We start from the raw sequence: 16602 nt of genomic DNA on the forward strand, positions 1-16602 counted from the left end.
ATAAAACAGAAGGGCGCCAAAAAGCAGCGTCTCTCCTGTTTTCCGGTTAGCGGCCGGCGTATAATCTTTCGAATGCATCGGCCGACTTATGATCGCCATGTCCGCGCAATGTGCTTATCCATCCGTCCAGCGTGACATATTTCCAAGGCCCGGTTTCAATCACTTTTTGCAGAGGATCGGTGAAATGTCCGTGCCTGTTTGCCTGCCGCCGCTTCCATTCTTGAAGCCGCCGGTCCATTTCCTGAACAATTTCGGGGTATTGTCCGGCCACATTGTTTGTTTGATAGGGATCATTCTCCATATTGTACAGGCTGACCGGTTCGAAGTTGTATAACCCGGAATGATAGGTCCGGATAAAATACCAGACAGAGTCGCGGACAGCCCGCTGGCATGTGTAGAGGGCATGGTCCATGATCAGGTATTCGCGCCCCTGCCAAGGTTCGTCACGCAGTGCCCGTAAAAATGATTCACCGTCCCAGCCGGAAGGAACCGTAAGTCCTGTCAGTTCTGTCAAGGTAGCTATGACGTCAACATTGTAAACAAGCCCGTCCAGAACCGTTCCGGGTTTTGTGATGCCCGGCGCTTTTATAATCAAGGGAAGGTGGTGCACGGATTCCGTCGCACTGGCATGTTCGGCGTAAATGCCGTGTTCGCCCATCGACTCCCCGTGATCGGCGCTGACGATAAAACAAACGTCATCTTCAATACCCAGTTCCCGCATCGTTTCCATAATCTCGCCTACATGATGATCCATATAGCTGATGCCGCCGTCATAACCGTTCAGCAAATGGACGAAGTCTTCCCTGTTCGCAATTTTCCCTGGCATCGTACCGGGAAACGAAGCGTCCGTATGTAAATAGACGGCCGAATGAGGGAACCTGTCTGCTTGATGCGCGGCAATCCGCTCTTCCGACGGGTACGCTTTCGCCTTGCTTCCCTCCCACTGAGCGGCATAGGACTCGGGATACGTGTACAGTGTATGCGGGTCCCAATACTGCACATGAAGAAAGTAGTTCTCTTCCTTCCCATGGAGTTTCAGCCAAGGAATGACGGCCGCATTAACTTCGTCGGCATCTTCGTTGCCTTCCTTCAGCGTGTGGGTATGTACCTCATTCCAGCCTGCAAAGTACCACCAGGCATGATGGCGGTCGCCGAACGAGGAGAAAGTAACCGTTTTATAGCCGGCATCCCGCAATCTGCGCGTAAAAAAGGCATACGGCTCGCTGTGGCTCTCACCTTCCGGATAGTAAAAATCATATCCGGGTCCCCAATGTGTAAGCGCACCATGGTTGATCCCGAATCGTCCGCTTATAAAGCTTGCCCTTGAAGGCACGCAGGGGGACGAGGCGCAGTAGCAGTGATTGAACCGCGCGCCTTGTGCGGCGATCGCATCGATATTCGGCGTCGTATTGCGATTGTACCCGTAACATCCCATATGATCGGGCCGGAGCGAATCGATATCCAGATAAATAATACGCACAGCTTCACCTCAAGTCGTCATTATTTATTAATCACATAGGAAAAGATGGATTAATTCGTTGACAATCATATCGCATAACCAATTATTTTACAATATTGTGCTTTACTAGAATCTGATTTTATTAAATCAGGCAGGAAATCCGTTCTGTTAAAGTCATACACAAGTAGATAAAAAAACCACTCCTGATTATGGAGTGGCTTCTTCAATGCGATTTCTCTATAAGGAGAAAATTTTCCCCAAGTAATTTTACCGCAAAATTATCGAGGGTGGACTGAATTTGATTTTGGAATTTTATCGAAAATATGATATCCCTTTCTCACTAGGCAATCTGCGTAATAACCAGGTGCGCGGAAACAGGCCTTGTTCCCCCAGCTAATGGAGTGATTGTGAGTGCCGCGGCATTGCCGGCAGGATTTCGAACGGTGACGACTGAATTGATGACCGTTGTTTGAACAAGAGCTATTCCTAGTATTTGAGAAGTACCTGTTGCACGCCCGACCACCGTATAAGCCAGATCAGCGCCATTGAGCGTCAATATGAGTTGACCCGGTTCGTTCACACCTACCTGAAACAAAACCTGATAAGTACCGATATTGGCCAAGTTAAATGAGCTCGCATTTACACGGGTAATTTGAGTCCCGCTGATTGGTCCGTCTTGCGGAAAACTTACATCCGTGTCGGGAGCAACAGTTGCTGCATTATCGGGAGGCATCAAGGCAAAAAAGTCTGCAAAGCCTATTACTCCACTTGCCGGTCCGGCCGGGCCTGCTGGTCCCGCTGGACCCGTCGCCCCTGCTGGTCCCGGTGGTCCTGCCAAGCCCGCTGCGCCAATTGCTCCTGCAATTCCCGCAATTCCTTGAGGGCCTAATGCTCCTACAAGTCCTTGGGGGCCTATTGCACCAATTGCTCCCGCTAGTCCTGCGAGTCCCTGGGGTCCAAGTGCTCCCGCAAGTCCTTGGGGACCAAGTGCGCCAATCGCTCCTACAATACCTGCAATTCCTTGGGGCCCTAGTGCTCCTGCAATTCCTTGGGGTCCAAGTGCGCCAATCGCTCCTACCAGACCTGCAAGTCCCTGAGGTCCGAGTGCTCCTGCAATTCCTTGGGGTCCGAGTGCGCCAATCGCTCCTACAATACCTGCAAGTCCCTGAGGTCCGAGTGCTCCTGCAACTCCTTGGGGTCCGGCTTCTGCAATTGCTCCCGCGAGTCCTTGAAGTAATTGCTGTCCTGTAAGTCGACGATTTCTAATTATAATTTTTTTAATGATTCGAATATGACATTTCTTTCTTTTTCTTTTCGGAGGGCAAACAATGACGGTTTTCTTTTTGCAGCGCTTTTTTCTTTCCGGACAACTCAACAACGACACCTCCCTATAAAGATGGTACAGTGTACGTGAGTCGTTTGTTTTAGTCATGGACTAATAGCTTGGTATTGGCTAGACTATAAACTATTTTTAGAATATTGGGTTGTGATAGTAGGATTCTAGAACACAAATTTCTGCACACATTTAGTTGTGGCCGATTTTAACAAGCCTAGAGGATCGATAATGAATATATAACAGCCGAAGCATACATCTCATATCAACACGGCTCTGCCGCCCATTTTATAAATAATCACCGAACAGCTCCGATACGATTTCCTCATTTAGCTTTAACGAACCCTGCCAGCCTGCCCAAGGCATTTCCATATCCGAGCGTCCTCTCGTGTTTTTCAATTGACTTTCACAAGAGGCGATATCTCCAAAATCCGTCCATGAACTAGGACCCAATGTTAAAAATGAATTCGGAATTACCCCAACTCGGGCCAGGGAATCCAATATCCCCCGCTTGGTATACTTGTCGCCGCTTAAAATTTTGGAGGCTATCAAACGTTTTTCAAATTGGCCCGGTGTTTCATCCTCAGGGGCGGTCCGGAGCAAACCCAATAATTCAGAAAAGGTTTGGATATCTTGCTCTGTCGGTTGTACAACAGGCGCGTCCAATAGATGTTTCAGATTGAGGTACGCGTAATGGGGCTGGGATGAATAAGCATTCCCAATATAGAGACAGTATTGAAAGTAAGCGTCATTTTCAAACCACGGCTTGTCCATTCCCTGACAAACCCAGCAGCATACAAATTGTGCCCGCTCCTCATAAGTATGCATGGCCAGCGTATTTAATTTGTGCCAAGCGGATAAAACGGAACGCCCTCGGGAATAACTTCCGCCCACCCCGGCGACGAAATTATCTATACATCTTTTTTTGCTGAGAGCAGGATTGTCTTTCAAGGAGAGAAGCTTTTGCAAACTATCACGATGATCGGCGAAATGTACGATTTCATTGGCTCTCCATCCGTGTTGTTCCAACAATTCACGTTCTTTTTCAAGGAGTGTATGTTCAGAATAAACGGAAACCGAACGTTCGCGGTCATATTCGGAGTTGTCGTAGCGATATAGCTTTTTGAGTACACGCATGATCTGGGGAGTCATAACATTCATCCTTTCGCTGTGCTTTCTATCAGGTACGGTGTTCCGTTTTCTCTTCCTATCGCTCTTTCAAATTACAATAGCACGGGATGGTATTTTTTCCAAGGTAAAAAGCCCGCAATCTATATGCAGGCTCTATTAATATTGAGGGAAGGACCGGTTAAGTCTCGGCAAACCCTTACGATATGGGACCGCTCCCTTTTTCCCGTCTGATCCGTTCCAGCAAATCGCGTAGCTCTTCCTCCCCGCACCAGAAAAGCGGCTCCATCACATGCCGGATCCTTGGGCTTCTGACTAAATCGAACGGAAGAAACGCCGGGGCAGCCGCAGTCTGCTCGTGAAGGGCTTCTTCCATCTGTATGGGCTGACTTGTCTTATTCGGGGCAAGCAGAGTTTTTTCCGGTATATAGGTTCCCGCTGTCAAAAGAAGAATGACTTCCCCGGATATCCGGGTTAGTTCTCTAAGCAGCTTGACTCGCACCACAGGATGGAGCACCCGGATCATATCTGTCACGATACAAAGCTCGAACGTCTTATCCGGCAGGTAACTCCGCAGCCCCAGCGAGTATTCGACTACCCGGGAAGGAAACTCTGCGCGGAACCGTTTAAGCGTAGGCCGGTTATGAACATAGATATGCGAGACATCCAGGCGTTTCACCAGCTCAGGATCATCGGCTCCGATCAGCAGCGTACGGGATGATAAGGCGGTGCGGGCAGAGACCTTATCCAGCTTTTCGGCTGAATAGGCCGTAAGCTTGGGCAGCTGGAGCGTATTCATTTTTTCAATAAATGCACCATAAAAATGTCCTTGATACTCGGGAAACAACTCCGTTTCCAGCTCCTTGAACTTGGTGTGCATCTGTAGACGGTTCTGGTAGTCCGAAAACGCCTGCCGGTCGCCGGAAGAAACGGTCCCGTGCGGATAGTGGATCGCGTATGCTTGGCGGTCCGAGCGAAAATTCATGCCTTCCCGGTGCAGCCGGTACGCGAAGTCAATATCCTCCACCCCCCAGCCCTTGTAGGATTCATCGAATCCTCCTATAGCCAGTGCCGTTCGGGCCGGAACGGTAATCGCTCCCGAATAACCCAATTCCCACGGAAGCGCAAGCTGCTGTATATCGTCCCGCATATACAAGAAGAACGGCTCTCTGCGGTCTTTCCAAGCGGGAAGCTTGCTGAGCTTTGCGGCGATTTCTCCGATATTGTCCGGTGTAATCCCCTCCACGACAGAAATGTCCGTTTCAGCCGGGTCCAGATCAATCCCGTACATGTTGTGAAGGGTTACGGTGTCCGGCGATTTCTCGTAAAGCGTGAAAATCCGGCTCACGAAATTTGGAGGCACCAGCATCCCCGCATCCAGAAAACAAACGTATTCTCCGGCAGCTTCCCGGAGTCCCGTGTTTCTGGCGCAGGACCTTCCGGAATGCTCGTCACGCGGCCGGTACATATACCGCAGCTTAGGTAAGGCGGGACGAATCCGTTCGATATAACGAGAGGTTCCGTCGGAGGAGCCGTCGTCCACAACGATAATCTCCGCTTGTTCCGACTGAAACCACTGCGCATCCTGCCGGGCCAGGAACTGCAAGCCTTTATACAGAAGAGGACCACAGTTATATGCCGGTATTACGATCGAGAGTTTCAACCTTCCTCACCTCCTACCGCCAATCGTTGTCCAGTGTCCGGTTGAACATAAACGCGCAGCCCCAGACGCCGCCGACAGCCAGCAGCGCAATCAGCCCCATCGGCACGTAAAGCTCCGTTACCCCCGAGCCCGTCAGCCACACCTGGCGCACGACCTGGACGTACCATTCCATCGGATTGATCGCGGCGATAAACTGAATCCATTTCGGCAGCAGCTGGATCGGCATCATGGCGCTCGACAGCATAATGAGCGGCAGCAGAGTCAAATTCAGCACGGTGACGAAAGAAACCGTTTTGCGGGTCAGCAGCGCGAGGATGTAAGAGAACGAAGAAATCGCGACCGAAATCAGATAACCGAAAAGGATAATCGCAAGAACGGATACGGCGGACAAATTGCCGCTTGCTCCGATCACAACGGAGATCAGCACGATTACAAGCGCCTGTACGACGCTCATTGCGGCCGAGTAGGACAGATTTCCCAGAATAACAGCCGAACGGCTGGACGGAGTCGAAATGATTTTTTCGATAACGCCGGACTGGATATCTTCAAGCAGGGCCATGCCGGACCATCCCGACGCATACAACGTTGTCATGACAACTACGCCCGGCGCAAAAAACTGCAAATAGGCGGCGCCGTTCTGGCCGAAGTCCGGGATGCTCGATATCGGCGCCAGAATTTGCCCGAACAGCAGCAGCCAGATCAGCGGAGTGGACAGATTAAACAAGATATACAGCGGTTTTTTGACCGCGTAAATATAATTGCGGTAAAACATGGAGCTGAAGTCATACCAGAACTGCTGCATTTTTATCATCAGCCAAGCTCCTTTTCGTATACTGAATCATGACATCGTCCAGGGTAGGCTGCGAGATGCGTACGGAAGTCACGTGCAAATTTCTCGATGCGAACCAGTCGATCAACTGGCTGATATGCTTATGAGCGTAATCGACCCAGAGTCGAAGCTCCTCCCCGTTCTGACCGACGGAGATTTGCCGCAGGCTCACAAGCGGGAGCGCTTCTTGAATTTGCCGCTGCAGCAGCGCTTCGTCGACCGCAGATATCGAAGAGGAGAAGGCCAGGAAAATCTGGTCCCCTCCGACTCTGTCTTTGAGAACCTGCGGCTCCCCGATGCAGACGCTGTGACCGGAATCCATAATCATAATGCGGTCGCACAGCTTATCCGCTTCTTCCAGATAGTGCGTAGTGATGAACACGGTTGTCCCGCGGTCATGAAGTGTGTTTAGCGCTTCCCACAACTGCTGCCGGTGCTCCAGATCAAGCCCGACTGTCGGCTCGTCGAGGAACAGAATCTTAGGCCGGTGCAGCAGTGCCGAAGCGATAAACAGCCTGCGTTTCATGCCTCCCGAATAGGTATAAAGCAGCCGGTCCTTGACCGCAAGCAAGTCCACCGTTTCCAGCGCATCCGAGATTGCGCGATCCATCCCGGTAGAACCTATATGATAAAGCTTGCCGACCCATCTCAAGTTTTCATACGCGGTTAAGCTTTCATCCAGGCCGCCCTGCTGGGAAACGTAGCCGATCCTGCTCCTTATTTCGCGCGGCTGCTTTGCAATGGATTCACCGAACATCCGGATAACCCCGTCCGTGGGCCGGATCAGAGTGGTGAGCATTTTGAACGTCGTGCTCTTGCCCGCCCCGTTAGGACCGAGAAGTCCGAAAACTTCGCCTTCGTTAACATCGAATGTGACATCGCTGACCGCTTTGACGTTTCCCTTGTCATATACCTTGGTCACATGCTCAACTTCTATGATAGACATCGTTATCTCCCCCGCTTTTGCCGGAATTGCTCTGCGGCGATGCAGCTGCGAATTTATCCGGCAGCCTTTTCAGAATGCGTTCTTCTTCACGAATCAGCTCTTCAAACTGAGGATAGAGACGCCCGTACTCCTCGGTGCTGTTTCTGAGAATGGCCAGAGCGACAAGCTGATTAAACTTCGTCCACTTATTTACGAGGACATCCATATCCTTGCCGGCTTCTATTCCTGTTCCACCCAGGAAAACGGACAAATCCTGACGGCTTCTGAGAAGAATACGATGAAAGGCATGAATTTCATTGATTTGCATCCTTATTTGCTCCGGAGGAATATGCTGACGCATCACTTTCAAGGAATCCGTATAGATGCGGCCTTCATGCAAGTTAAACTCCAACGGATAATTTTGCACCGCAGACCGGTACAGCTCCATTTCATCCAGGCGGTCCAGAGCGCCCTGTATGCTTTGCGTATCCTCGCATTCCCAGTACATGAAAGGCGTGAATTTCCCGGCTTGCCGGTAATTAAAAGCCGTATCCAGCATGAATTCAAGCTGTTCCTCCGATACCGGTGCATATTCGTTATTGTAAGGACTATAGACGCGGCATTCGCCCTTCCCCGTAAATCCCGTAAGCAGCAGATAGTTCCAGGAATCGCTGTCATAGGTTGTCGTCTCGAAAGGGGCATGCTTCAGATTGTGGGCAGCCGAGATAAATCCATGTTTCCGGGTGAATTCCCTGGCAAAATTCACGGACTGCCTTACATCCCGAAATTCGGGAACGACTGTACGGACTGCCGGGAACTCTTGCTGAAATTGTTGTATCAAGTCTCCGGGGTGAGGGCCCGAAAGCTTCGAATACCCATGAACGACGCAGTGGATCACCTGAAAATAGTCCGCCTGAAGCAGCCATTTTTCCAGCGGAAACCGAAGCCCGTGCCGGATCGTCAGCTCGTTGTAAAAACAGCCCAGCAGACAGTTGTAGGCGGGTTGCAGCGTCAAGACGTCACCCCGCCTCTGCTTGCCGATTCAAGGAGCGGAACGAGTCTCGGCGTCTTTTCCAGGGCGGCCAATTGATTCTGAATCTGCAAGGAGGCTTCCGTGCTCTTCATCGTTAAGCCTTCATGCAGCAGGAATTCGAAGCGTTCGCGGTCAAGGTCGTTTTCTCCGCATACGATTCCAAGACCGGCGCGCTTCATACAGTACGCGTTGAAACTGCGTTCATACGTATCGGGAAAAAGCAGCCCGGGAACATGATGCCTCATAGCGGATACCATCATGGAATTGGAACCGGGCGTAATGCAGAGGCTTGAATGCGCCATAATGGTTTCGGACGGAACGAAAGGCTCGAAACGGATCCGCTCTTCCCGAGACTTCAGAGGATGGTCCAGGAAGGCTGAGTTGTACTTGCCGATAGCGAATACGGCGCGTACGGGATTTTTCTCAAACACGTCATACATCATTTCAAACGTGCTGCGGGAATTGATACCGAACGGGAGCGACGAGAGATAAACAAATAGGAGCGGCTCCTTGCAGGTTTGCTCCCATTGTTTAAGCCAGCCCGGTTCCTCTTTAAATGCGTCCGGAACCAGCTGCCCGACAAATTCCGCATCCGGTTCGTACCGGAGCAGTTCAGGCTCCAGTTCCTCGCAGCTGGGCACAAGCAGCAGCTGACAGTGGTCGAATAACGTGTGGCAGATATGGTCGACGGGCGGCATGCCATATTTATGAAGCACGCGGTTCCATATATTGCGGACTCTTCTCAGAATGAGCTTGCGCCCGGGATGAGAATCTTCCAGTTCGATGTTATGAGCCGGATGAATGGGCCAATTGACGATAGACGCAAGCCGGACGCCTTCGATATGGGCCGAGATGGCAATCGTGAACTGCATATCCGCAAAAACCAGATCCGCCTGAAAGTCCCGGATCGTTGCCCGTTCCCGCTCAACCGTGTCGAGCAGATGAAAGTCATCCGCATGACCGGAGACGAAAATTAAATCTTCATAAGTGTGATAGCCGAAAAACGGGAGCTTGTTCTCAATGTAGGGGGGCTTGGGCACAGACTCGTAGAAGCGGACTCCGTCCGGAAACAAATGACGAAAGGATGCCGGAGCGAGCACGGCGACCTGATGTCCCGCCGCCATTAACTGCTCGGCCGCCGCCATGCTTCTCACGGCGTGCCCGTAAGTTTCCGCCCAGTTGCTTGTTACAAGCAAAACCTTCATTGTCCCTTCGCCCCCTTCAAGTAAACGATCATTTCGGCTGCTTTAGCAACCGTTTCCCCCTTTACGGAAGCCTGGGCGTTTCCTTTTACATACGGACCTTTATGGCTCAGAACCTCATAGAAAAGATCGAGCCTGTCACCGGGCAGTACAGGCTTATGGAATTTGATTTCTTTGATGGAAGCGATCATTCCAGCAAAAGGCGCTTGGCCGGGCTTGTGAATCGCAAATGCGCCAAGCTGCGCCATCGCTTCCGTGATCAGGACGCCGGGCATGATCGGTTCATCCGGGAAATGGCCTTGGAAAAACCATTCGTTGATCGATACGTTTTTGTAGCCCCTTGCCCATACCCCTGGCTCCACTTCCGTTACTCTGTCAATGAGCAGAAACGGATAGCGGTGCGGCAGTACGGATGTAACCGGAGTTTCCATCAGATGACCTCCTGACTGGCGGTTGGATAATTGGCTGCAGCCACGTAAAAAAGGGATCGGGGTCGTAGATTTTCAGCGGCAATCATGGCTGTCCTGCCCCCAGTTTATCCAGGACAAGCCGATGAATCTTACGGATCGTACTGAAGTGCTCTAAATCGAGCGTGCGGTAATCTATACTGATCCGGTAGCGGCGTTCCAACTGTTCGATGAGCCAGATCAGCGAGAAGGAATCGAGCTGCAAGGGCATGTCCGATTCCACCTGCTCGTCCAGAGTCTGAAAAAGACCCGATTCAATGACAATGGTTTTGATTTCAGCGATGTGTACCATGAGAATGCTCCTTTAACAATTCTCCCCGCAGTAATTTACCGGCAGCCGACAAGGGAAGCTGTTCGATTACATGAAGCTTTTTGGGGATTTTATAATCCGAAAGAACGTTCCGGAGCCAGCGGATGATGTCGTCCAGCGGTTGAGTCACGGCCGGCTTGTCCCATACGATGAAGGCTTCGATGACGCGTTCGAGCACCGGATGCTCGTAGTGCACGGCTGCGGCCTCTCTGATCAAGGGATGTTCTCTAAGAGCTGCTTCGATTTCTTGAAGCGTAACTTTGAGCCCTCCGATACTGATTTGATCGTTGCTCCGGCCGATCACCGTAAGAAAGCCATGCTCATCGATATGAACAAGATCCTGCGTATATAGCGTTCCGCTGGTCCCGTCCCCATGTGGATCGGTTATCCAATTGTCCTGCTTGTCCGCATAAGGACTCTTATCCAAACGGATCGCCAGTTGAGGCTGCTCCTCGCTCCATTCGTAGCGGATATGCTGCGAGATTTTACCGAGGGAAGGCGAGTGGCTGTCCGTAAAGTCAACCGAGATATAGCCGATTTCGCTCATTCCGTACTGCTGTCCGATCGGCAGGCCGATACGTTCACGATACCTGCCGGCCAAATCCGACGGGAGCGGCCCTCCGGAAGAGATCAGATACAGCGGCTTACCGCTCCGTACATTGCCTGATTGACGGACAAACTCCTCCATCCGGGCTTCCATCAGCTTGTAATGAAAAGCTACGCCATACACATGCGATACTTCATAACGCTCGATAGCGGAAACGATTTCTTCACCGTTTATGAAGTCGGGGAACGCTACGGTTCCTCCCTGCAGCAGCGTATGCATGGCAGCCGACATCAGACCCAGCGCGTGACTCAGGGGAACCAGGCACAACACCAGACTGTTTAAACCGGGGCTTCCCTCTTCGCGGGCATAGCCGGACCATTCGTCCAGCAGCGACTGATAGGTGCGTGTAATGGACTTCGGTGTTCCCGTCGAACCGGAACTGAACAAAGTAAGCGCTTGCCACTCGTTCGAAGGCTGCGGCACCCCGTCCGAATTGTTGCCGGCGGGTGCGGAGCGGTCCGCATTTTTCCCGTCTTCCGCTGACAGGGAGACGGCCACTTCCGGCTGGAAGAACGAGACGACCTGCTTGGGATTGGGGAGTTCGGCACTTAGGGTCAGATCCGGTGAAAACAGACGAAGGCGGGCCTGCTTTTCGTCTTCTTTCATCCGCTGATCCAACAGAAGAACGTGATTGCGCTGCTGCCAGTTTGCCGCTGTCCATTCGAGCAGCGTGTATGAGTCCGGCAGGTCGATAGCCACCCGGCAGCTCTTCCACCCCCGGTCTTCCAGCCATTTCTTTTTGTCTCCGATTCTGCCGTTTAGCTCGGCGTAGGACAAGCTCAGCTCCGACGACAAGAGGGCCGTTTTAGGATGAGGCTTGAAAGTGATCATAATCGCCCCTCCCCTCCGGAAGGCACATAAAGACCGTAACCCCGGGCCGCATTCCGCTCATAAGTTTCCAGCCATGCTTCCAGAGCGATGACGGGTTTCAGACCTCGGTGCTTTGCATGTTCCGCCGCCTCTAAGGCAAGCGAAATGACGCCTCCCGATGCGCGGGGATCTCCTCCTTCTCCCGGATGATCCGAAATCCAGTGGGAAGACCGGATGGACCGGCTGTCGCACAGGGTGAGCAGCACGAGATCCGCTTCACCGTCCTCGATATAGTCCTCCGCCTGCCGGATCAGTGCATGCACACCTGCAGCCGTAACGCTGATACAGCTTAACGGTCCGTGCACGCCAAGTTCTTTGGCGATATATCCCATCACAGAACTCGGCACAGAGGGAGGAAACATGATCGGGCTGACTTTCCTTCCCTGCAGGAGATCCTTGCTCGTTTCCTGGAGCGTCATCATATCGGTAAACAAGCTTCCGAGCAGGATCGCCTTGCGTTCCGGCTGGATATCCCCGGATCTTGCTTGTTCTGCCGCTTTTACCGCCGCATGATAAATCAGCGGATTGTACGGGGAACGGACAAACCCCCGAAGAGGCGGAATGGGATCGTGGTCGCTCTGTTCGTGGAAACCCGTAACCGCAAGCTGCATGTTCCGTGCAGCCGGTCTATGCGCCTGTTCTGAGAGTTCCTTCATCTCATTCCCCTCCATTCCATCTGCGGAAAAGAAGTGTGCAGTTGTTTCCGCCGAATGCTCTTGAGTTGGACATTACCACGTCCAGCCTCTTCTGACGGGAGCCTTCCGTCACATAGTCCAAGTCAAGCCCTTCATCGGGCTCAACAAAATTCGCGGTCGGAGGAATCTTTCCTTGAATCAGAGCAAGAACAGAGATAATCGCTTCAACAGCCCCGGTAGCTTCCAGCATATGACCCGTTGTCGATTTCGTGGAGCTGACGGGAATATGGCGGGCGTGCTCTCCGAAAACTTGCTTGAGCGCATTCGTCTCGCTGCTGTCATTCAATGGCGTCCCGGTTCCGTGCGCGTTGATATAGTCCACTTCTTCTGGTCTGCAGTTCGCTTGGCGCAGAGCGGTCTTCATCGATCTCGCCAATCCGTCTCCTTCGGGATCGGGCTGCGTAATATGGAAACCGTCCGAACTCAGGCCCCAGCCGATCATTTCCGCCAGAGGTTCGGCGCCTCTAGAGAGCGCATGCTGTAGCTCTTCTAAAATCAGGATAGCCGCCCCGTCGCCGATAAGAAGACCGCTTCGATGCTTGCTGAACGGACGCACCACTTCTTCCGCCATGGCCCGGCTTGAATCGAAATTGTAAAAAACGATCGGATAGAGAACATTGATCCCGCCTGCTGCCGCAACCGGTGTTCTCCCTTTGCGTACCTGATCGAAGCCGTAACCGATCGCGTTGGCCGAGGCCACGCATGCATTGGTAAACGCCAGGCATTCGCCGGTGGAGCCGATTATGCCGGCAACCGCCGCCGCCTGTTCGTAAGGATTGGAATCATGAATGGATACCGGCCGTCCGCCCTCCGATCGCGCAAATTCGGTTTTTTTGCTTGCGACTGCTTCTTCTTCCCAGCCGGGTGAGAACTGCTCGTAATAGTTGAGAAGATAGGTGCCGTCTCCCAGATTTCCGACAGCCACTGCGGCTTTCTCCAGACTGCTCCCGTGATTCTCCGGGTCAAGCCCCGCCATCGCTAAAGCCTCACCTGCGCAGTACTCTGTAAAAAACTTGTAGGAACGTTCTTCGACAGGCGCCTCTCCGCCTACTTTCGTATAACTTCTGGAAGTATCGATACTGTGTAAAGGCCGGAAACAATGCTTGCCCTCAAATACGTTGTCGAAAATGGGGGCCTCCCCTAACCCGAAAGGGGTTACAACCCCGTATCCGGTTATCACGACACGTTTATCCATGAATGAGCTGCTGCCTTTGGATAAACTCATGAAGCTCCGCGATGTTCATCTTCCCGACTTTGTCGATATCGTCATCGGCCACTTTAAACCGGAATTCTTCTTCCAGATTTACAATAAGTTCGAACAGGGAAATGGAATCAAGGCTGAATTCCTCGCCAATCGGCTCCTGCGGATCTACATCCGGCTTAACTTCGATGTTCATTTTCTCCTCGCAAATGCGGGTAATGAGAGCTTTCAGTTCGGTAATCGCTTTCATAAATTTTCCTCCCTAAATGGTTGTAATCGGATATCCGGATTCACGCAGCGGCTCCAATACGATCTTCCTATCGCCTCTGTTCAGCATCGTGATCAGTTCATTCCTGGCACTCACCCGGGTGCGCTCCATCATTAACTTACGCGGGCTCAATGCAAGCTCCGTTCGAAAACGCGGAGTAAGATGCGGCGAAACGACCGGCATGCTTATTGACGTCTGGCCGGCCTGCTGCACGGGATATTCGTTCTCAAAACCGGGATCGTACACATATACGATTTTACGGGCGGTTCTTAGCAGCTCCGTTATAATCTGTCCCATCATATAAGGCTGAAACAAAAGCACAAAATCGGTTATTAGCGCTGCTTCGAAATAACTGTTTTCATAAGGAGTATCACAGCCGAGCCGGCAGCGGATTTCTTGCGAGAGAGAAGATGGGAACAGACTTTCCAACCGGCGGTTCCATAGATAGATATGAGTGGGATTCAACTGCCTGGCTATGTTCTGCTCGCTTACTCCAAGCAATAAGGAAGTTGACGCGCTGCGAAAGTGCTCGTTATACAGGTGTTGAATAAAGGGGGCCTTAAACTTATTCATTAGCATGGATAAGTCGATGTACATCAGCTTCTCCAGAAAAGCGGAATAGAACATCCCTTGATAGTGGGGGTAAGCTTCCGTTTCCAGCTGCCACAGCTTACGGTGAATACTACGTTTGTTGCGAAAATCGTTTTCCATTCTGTCTTCTGTTCTGGCGACGGGATGCGGAAGATGCAGCACAAAGGCATGCCTCTCCGAACGGAAAGAACATCCCGCTCTGTAGAGCCGGTAAGCGAAATCAATATCCTCCGAGCCCCAGCCTCTAAAAGTGTCATCGTAACCTCCCACCTCACGGACACGTGAAGCGGACACGCTCATGGCGCCTCCCAGTCCCATTTCCCAAGGAGCGGCAAGCAGATCCAGATTGTCCCGGAGCATCCTGAGAGCCTGATACCGGCTGTCCTGCCATACCGGCGATACGGATAGTTTCGCCGCTTCTTCCCGCAGATTGAGCGGGGACAGCTTATGAACTACGGTTGTATCATCCCGGTCAGGGTCCGCATTTAGCCCGAGTACCATGTGCAAAAGCACGAGATCCGGCCGTTCCCGGAACCGGGCGACAACCGTATCGAGATAGTCAGGCGGAACTAAGATTCCGGCATCCAGAAAGCATAGGATATCGCCTGTCGCCGCTTGAATTCCCCGATTGCGCGTACGGGAGCGGCCGGAATGTTCATCGCGCGGGATATACAGGTAAATCAGATGATCCAGACTTTCCCGCGCCGCTTCAACCAGCTCCGCCGTGTCGTCCGCAGATCCGTCGTCCACGACGATGACCTCGAACTCTGTCCGGCTTTCATTATGCTGGGCCGCGAGATACCGCAATCCCTCAGCCATAAATTCGCCTGAGTTGTACGTCGGAATCACAAACGAAACTTTATATGTCATTTTCATCTCCCATCACAGCAATAAATGAAATCTTTGAGTTTACACAGTACAACGGATGACTGAGTCTTTATACCTCCTCCTTCCTTATTACCTACAAGTATAGTGAAAAAAATGTTATTTTCAAGCAAATATGATATTTTTTAAGTATATAATTCATCTTTCATAACCTTACAGGGGTCAATAAATTTGTAAAAATGGAGTATAATGCTCTATGCTGTCGAAAAGATTCCGTTAAATCACAAATTATGTCTCACCGCTTTTACAGTGAAAATTTATCCCTATAAAAACAGACACTTTATTCCTAATACTGTTAGATTTAAACTAATAAATTGAAAATTTAACCATTTTATATATAATCAAGAGTAAGAAACAGAGATTAAGGGAGGTAGTATGACCATTTACACGGACCATGACCAGGATAAGCGCCTCATATCCGATCTTCTGCTGCAAACGGACGGAACGACAACACGCACGATTGAGATTATCGTCGGTAATCAAGTAAATATTCATGTGTATGAACATGAACGGGCAGCTCCGGAATCCGTTCCGGAAGACATCCGGCAAGCTTTTCCGGCCAACGGGCAGTTCATCAGACGCCTGTCGAGCCTGACATTGCCCGGCCGTGTGCTATCTTACAATATTGTGTACGCGAACCTGCTGACACTCCCCGCGGATTTGGCCAGGCAGCTTGATAACCGGCAGTTTCCGCTCGGCAAACTGCTGGCTGAATATCCGACCCGCCGGGAAATCACGGAGACAGGAATCGAACATAGAAGCGGCATGGAAGCATTCGCCTCCTATTCCCTGTCGGCTTCCGCTTACCTCATGAAAAAATATAAAATCATGGGTGGAGATTCGTGCTGGTTCTACCTGATCGAATATTTTGACCGGGACGCGATTGTCCGCTCGGCTTCCCGCATTTCTTCCGCCAGCGGACGATAACGCCCATTCGGGGACTCCTGCCGCCCAATTTCTCCAGGTCCTCCTTAATAGCTACAAAAATCACCGATTTACCCGTCTAAGTTCCTTCAAGAAAATGAGCCGTATTCTTTTCGGGGCCATCCTCCGCCGGATGGTCTTTTCTTTATAGGTTGAAGGATTCACTTAAACCCCGCAGAGCAGTTCCTTTCCCTTCTTGCTGTTTTTCGAAA

Annotated in this window: 16 protein-coding genes; 1 reads left to right on the forward strand and 15 read right to left on the reverse strand. The window is 51.4% G+C overall.

Translation table 11 applies throughout. The annotated features are described in order from the left end of the window. Window positions 1–46: 46 nt before the first annotated feature. The 15 genes from C4S74_RS22095 to C4S74_RS22165 all read right to left on the reverse strand — a co-directional run bounded on the left by C4S74_RS22095 (window position 47) and on the right by C4S74_RS22165 (window position 15451). Window positions 47–1480 (reverse strand): sulfatase, encoded by a 1434-nt coding sequence (locus tag C4S74_RS22095; protein WP_103997505.1) that lies wholly within the window; start codon window positions 1478–1480, stop codon window positions 47–49. A gap of 319 nt (window positions 1481–1799) precedes the next feature. Further along, the gene (locus C4S74_RS22100; RefSeq protein WP_103997506.1) at window positions 1800–2891 is read right to left on the reverse strand and encodes a collagen-like protein; all 1092 of its coding nucleotides are present in this window, start codon (window positions 2889–2891) and stop codon (window positions 1800–1802) included. A gap of 189 nt (window positions 2892–3080) precedes the next feature. Then, window positions 3081–3944, reverse strand: coding sequence for a hypothetical protein (locus C4S74_RS22105; protein WP_103997507.1), 864 nt, complete (start codon window positions 3942–3944; stop codon window positions 3081–3083). A 175-nt stretch (window positions 3945–4119) separates the two neighbouring features. Further along, window positions 4120–5583, reverse strand: a complete 1464-nt coding sequence (locus C4S74_RS22110) for a glycosyltransferase family 2 protein (protein WP_103997508.1) — start codon at window positions 5581–5583, stop codon at window positions 4120–4122. A gap of 13 nt (window positions 5584–5596) precedes the next feature. Beyond that, complete coding sequence (locus tag C4S74_RS22115; protein ID WP_103997509.1) at window positions 5597–6394, reverse strand: ABC transporter permease; 798 nt, start codon at window positions 6392–6394, stop codon at window positions 5597–5599. Continuing rightward, entirely contained in the window at window positions 6366–7358 is a 993-nt protein-coding gene (locus C4S74_RS22120) for an ABC transporter ATP-binding protein (protein ID WP_103997510.1), read from the reverse strand. Before C4S74_RS22120 ends, C4S74_RS22115 begins: the two co-directional genes overlap by 29 nt. Beyond that, window positions 7339–8352, reverse strand: coding sequence for a hypothetical protein (locus tag C4S74_RS22125; protein ID WP_103997511.1), 1014 nt, complete (start codon window positions 8350–8352; stop codon window positions 7339–7341). The genes C4S74_RS22120 and C4S74_RS22125 overlap by 20 nt, the downstream gene beginning before the upstream one ends. Next, entirely contained in the window at window positions 8349–9575 is a 1227-nt protein-coding gene (locus C4S74_RS22130; RefSeq protein ID WP_103997512.1) for a glycosyltransferase, read from the reverse strand. The genes C4S74_RS22125 and C4S74_RS22130 overlap by 4 nt, the downstream gene beginning before the upstream one ends. Further along, the gene (gene fabZ / locus C4S74_RS22135) at window positions 9572–10003 is read right to left on the reverse strand and encodes a 3-hydroxyacyl-ACP dehydratase FabZ (protein ID WP_103997513.1); all 432 of its coding nucleotides are present in this window, start codon (window positions 10001–10003) and stop codon (window positions 9572–9574) included. Before fabZ ends, C4S74_RS22130 begins: the two co-directional genes overlap by 4 nt. Before the next feature lie 82 nt (window positions 10004–10085). Further along, window positions 10086–10331, reverse strand: coding sequence for a hypothetical protein (locus C4S74_RS22140; RefSeq protein ID WP_103997514.1), 246 nt, complete (start codon window positions 10329–10331; stop codon window positions 10086–10088). Continuing rightward, window positions 10315–11787, reverse strand: a complete 1473-nt coding sequence (locus C4S74_RS22145) for a class I adenylate-forming enzyme family protein (protein WP_103997515.1) — start codon at window positions 11785–11787, stop codon at window positions 10315–10317. Before C4S74_RS22145 ends, C4S74_RS22140 begins: the two co-directional genes overlap by 17 nt. Then, on the reverse strand, window positions 11784–12482 hold the full coding sequence (locus C4S74_RS22150; protein WP_103997516.1) for a hypothetical protein: 699 nt from the start codon (window positions 12480–12482) through the stop codon (window positions 11784–11786). The genes C4S74_RS22145 and C4S74_RS22150 overlap by 4 nt, the downstream gene beginning before the upstream one ends. A gap of 1 nt (window position 12483) precedes the next feature. Next, complete coding sequence (locus C4S74_RS22155) at window positions 12484–13716, reverse strand: beta-ketoacyl synthase (protein WP_103997517.1); 1233 nt, start codon at window positions 13714–13716, stop codon at window positions 12484–12486. Further along, a complete protein-coding gene (locus C4S74_RS22160; protein WP_103997518.1) occupies window positions 13709–13972 on the reverse strand; it encodes an acyl carrier protein in 264 nt (87 codons plus the stop codon). Before C4S74_RS22160 ends, C4S74_RS22155 begins: the two co-directional genes overlap by 8 nt. 12 nt (window positions 13973–13984) lie before the next feature. Beyond that, window positions 13985–15451 carry a glycosyltransferase family 2 protein gene (locus tag C4S74_RS22165; protein WP_181024506.1) on the reverse strand — a complete coding sequence of 489 codons (1467 nt, stop codon included), beginning with the start codon at window positions 15449–15451 and terminating at the stop codon, window positions 13985–13987. A 390-nt stretch (window positions 15452–15841) separates the two neighbouring features. Between C4S74_RS22165 and C4S74_RS22170 the strand changes: the two genes are divergently transcribed. Further along, window positions 15842–16393, forward strand: coding sequence for a chorismate pyruvate-lyase family protein (locus C4S74_RS22170; protein WP_103997520.1), 552 nt, complete (start codon window positions 15842–15844; stop codon window positions 16391–16393). Window positions 16394–16602: the final 209 nt, after the last annotated feature.

Origin of the sequence: Paenibacillus sp. UNC499MF (assembly GCF_900107975.1) — a bacterium.
In the GTDB taxonomy this organism is placed as follows: domain Bacteria; phylum Bacillota; class Bacilli; order Paenibacillales; family NBRC-103111; genus Paenibacillus_F.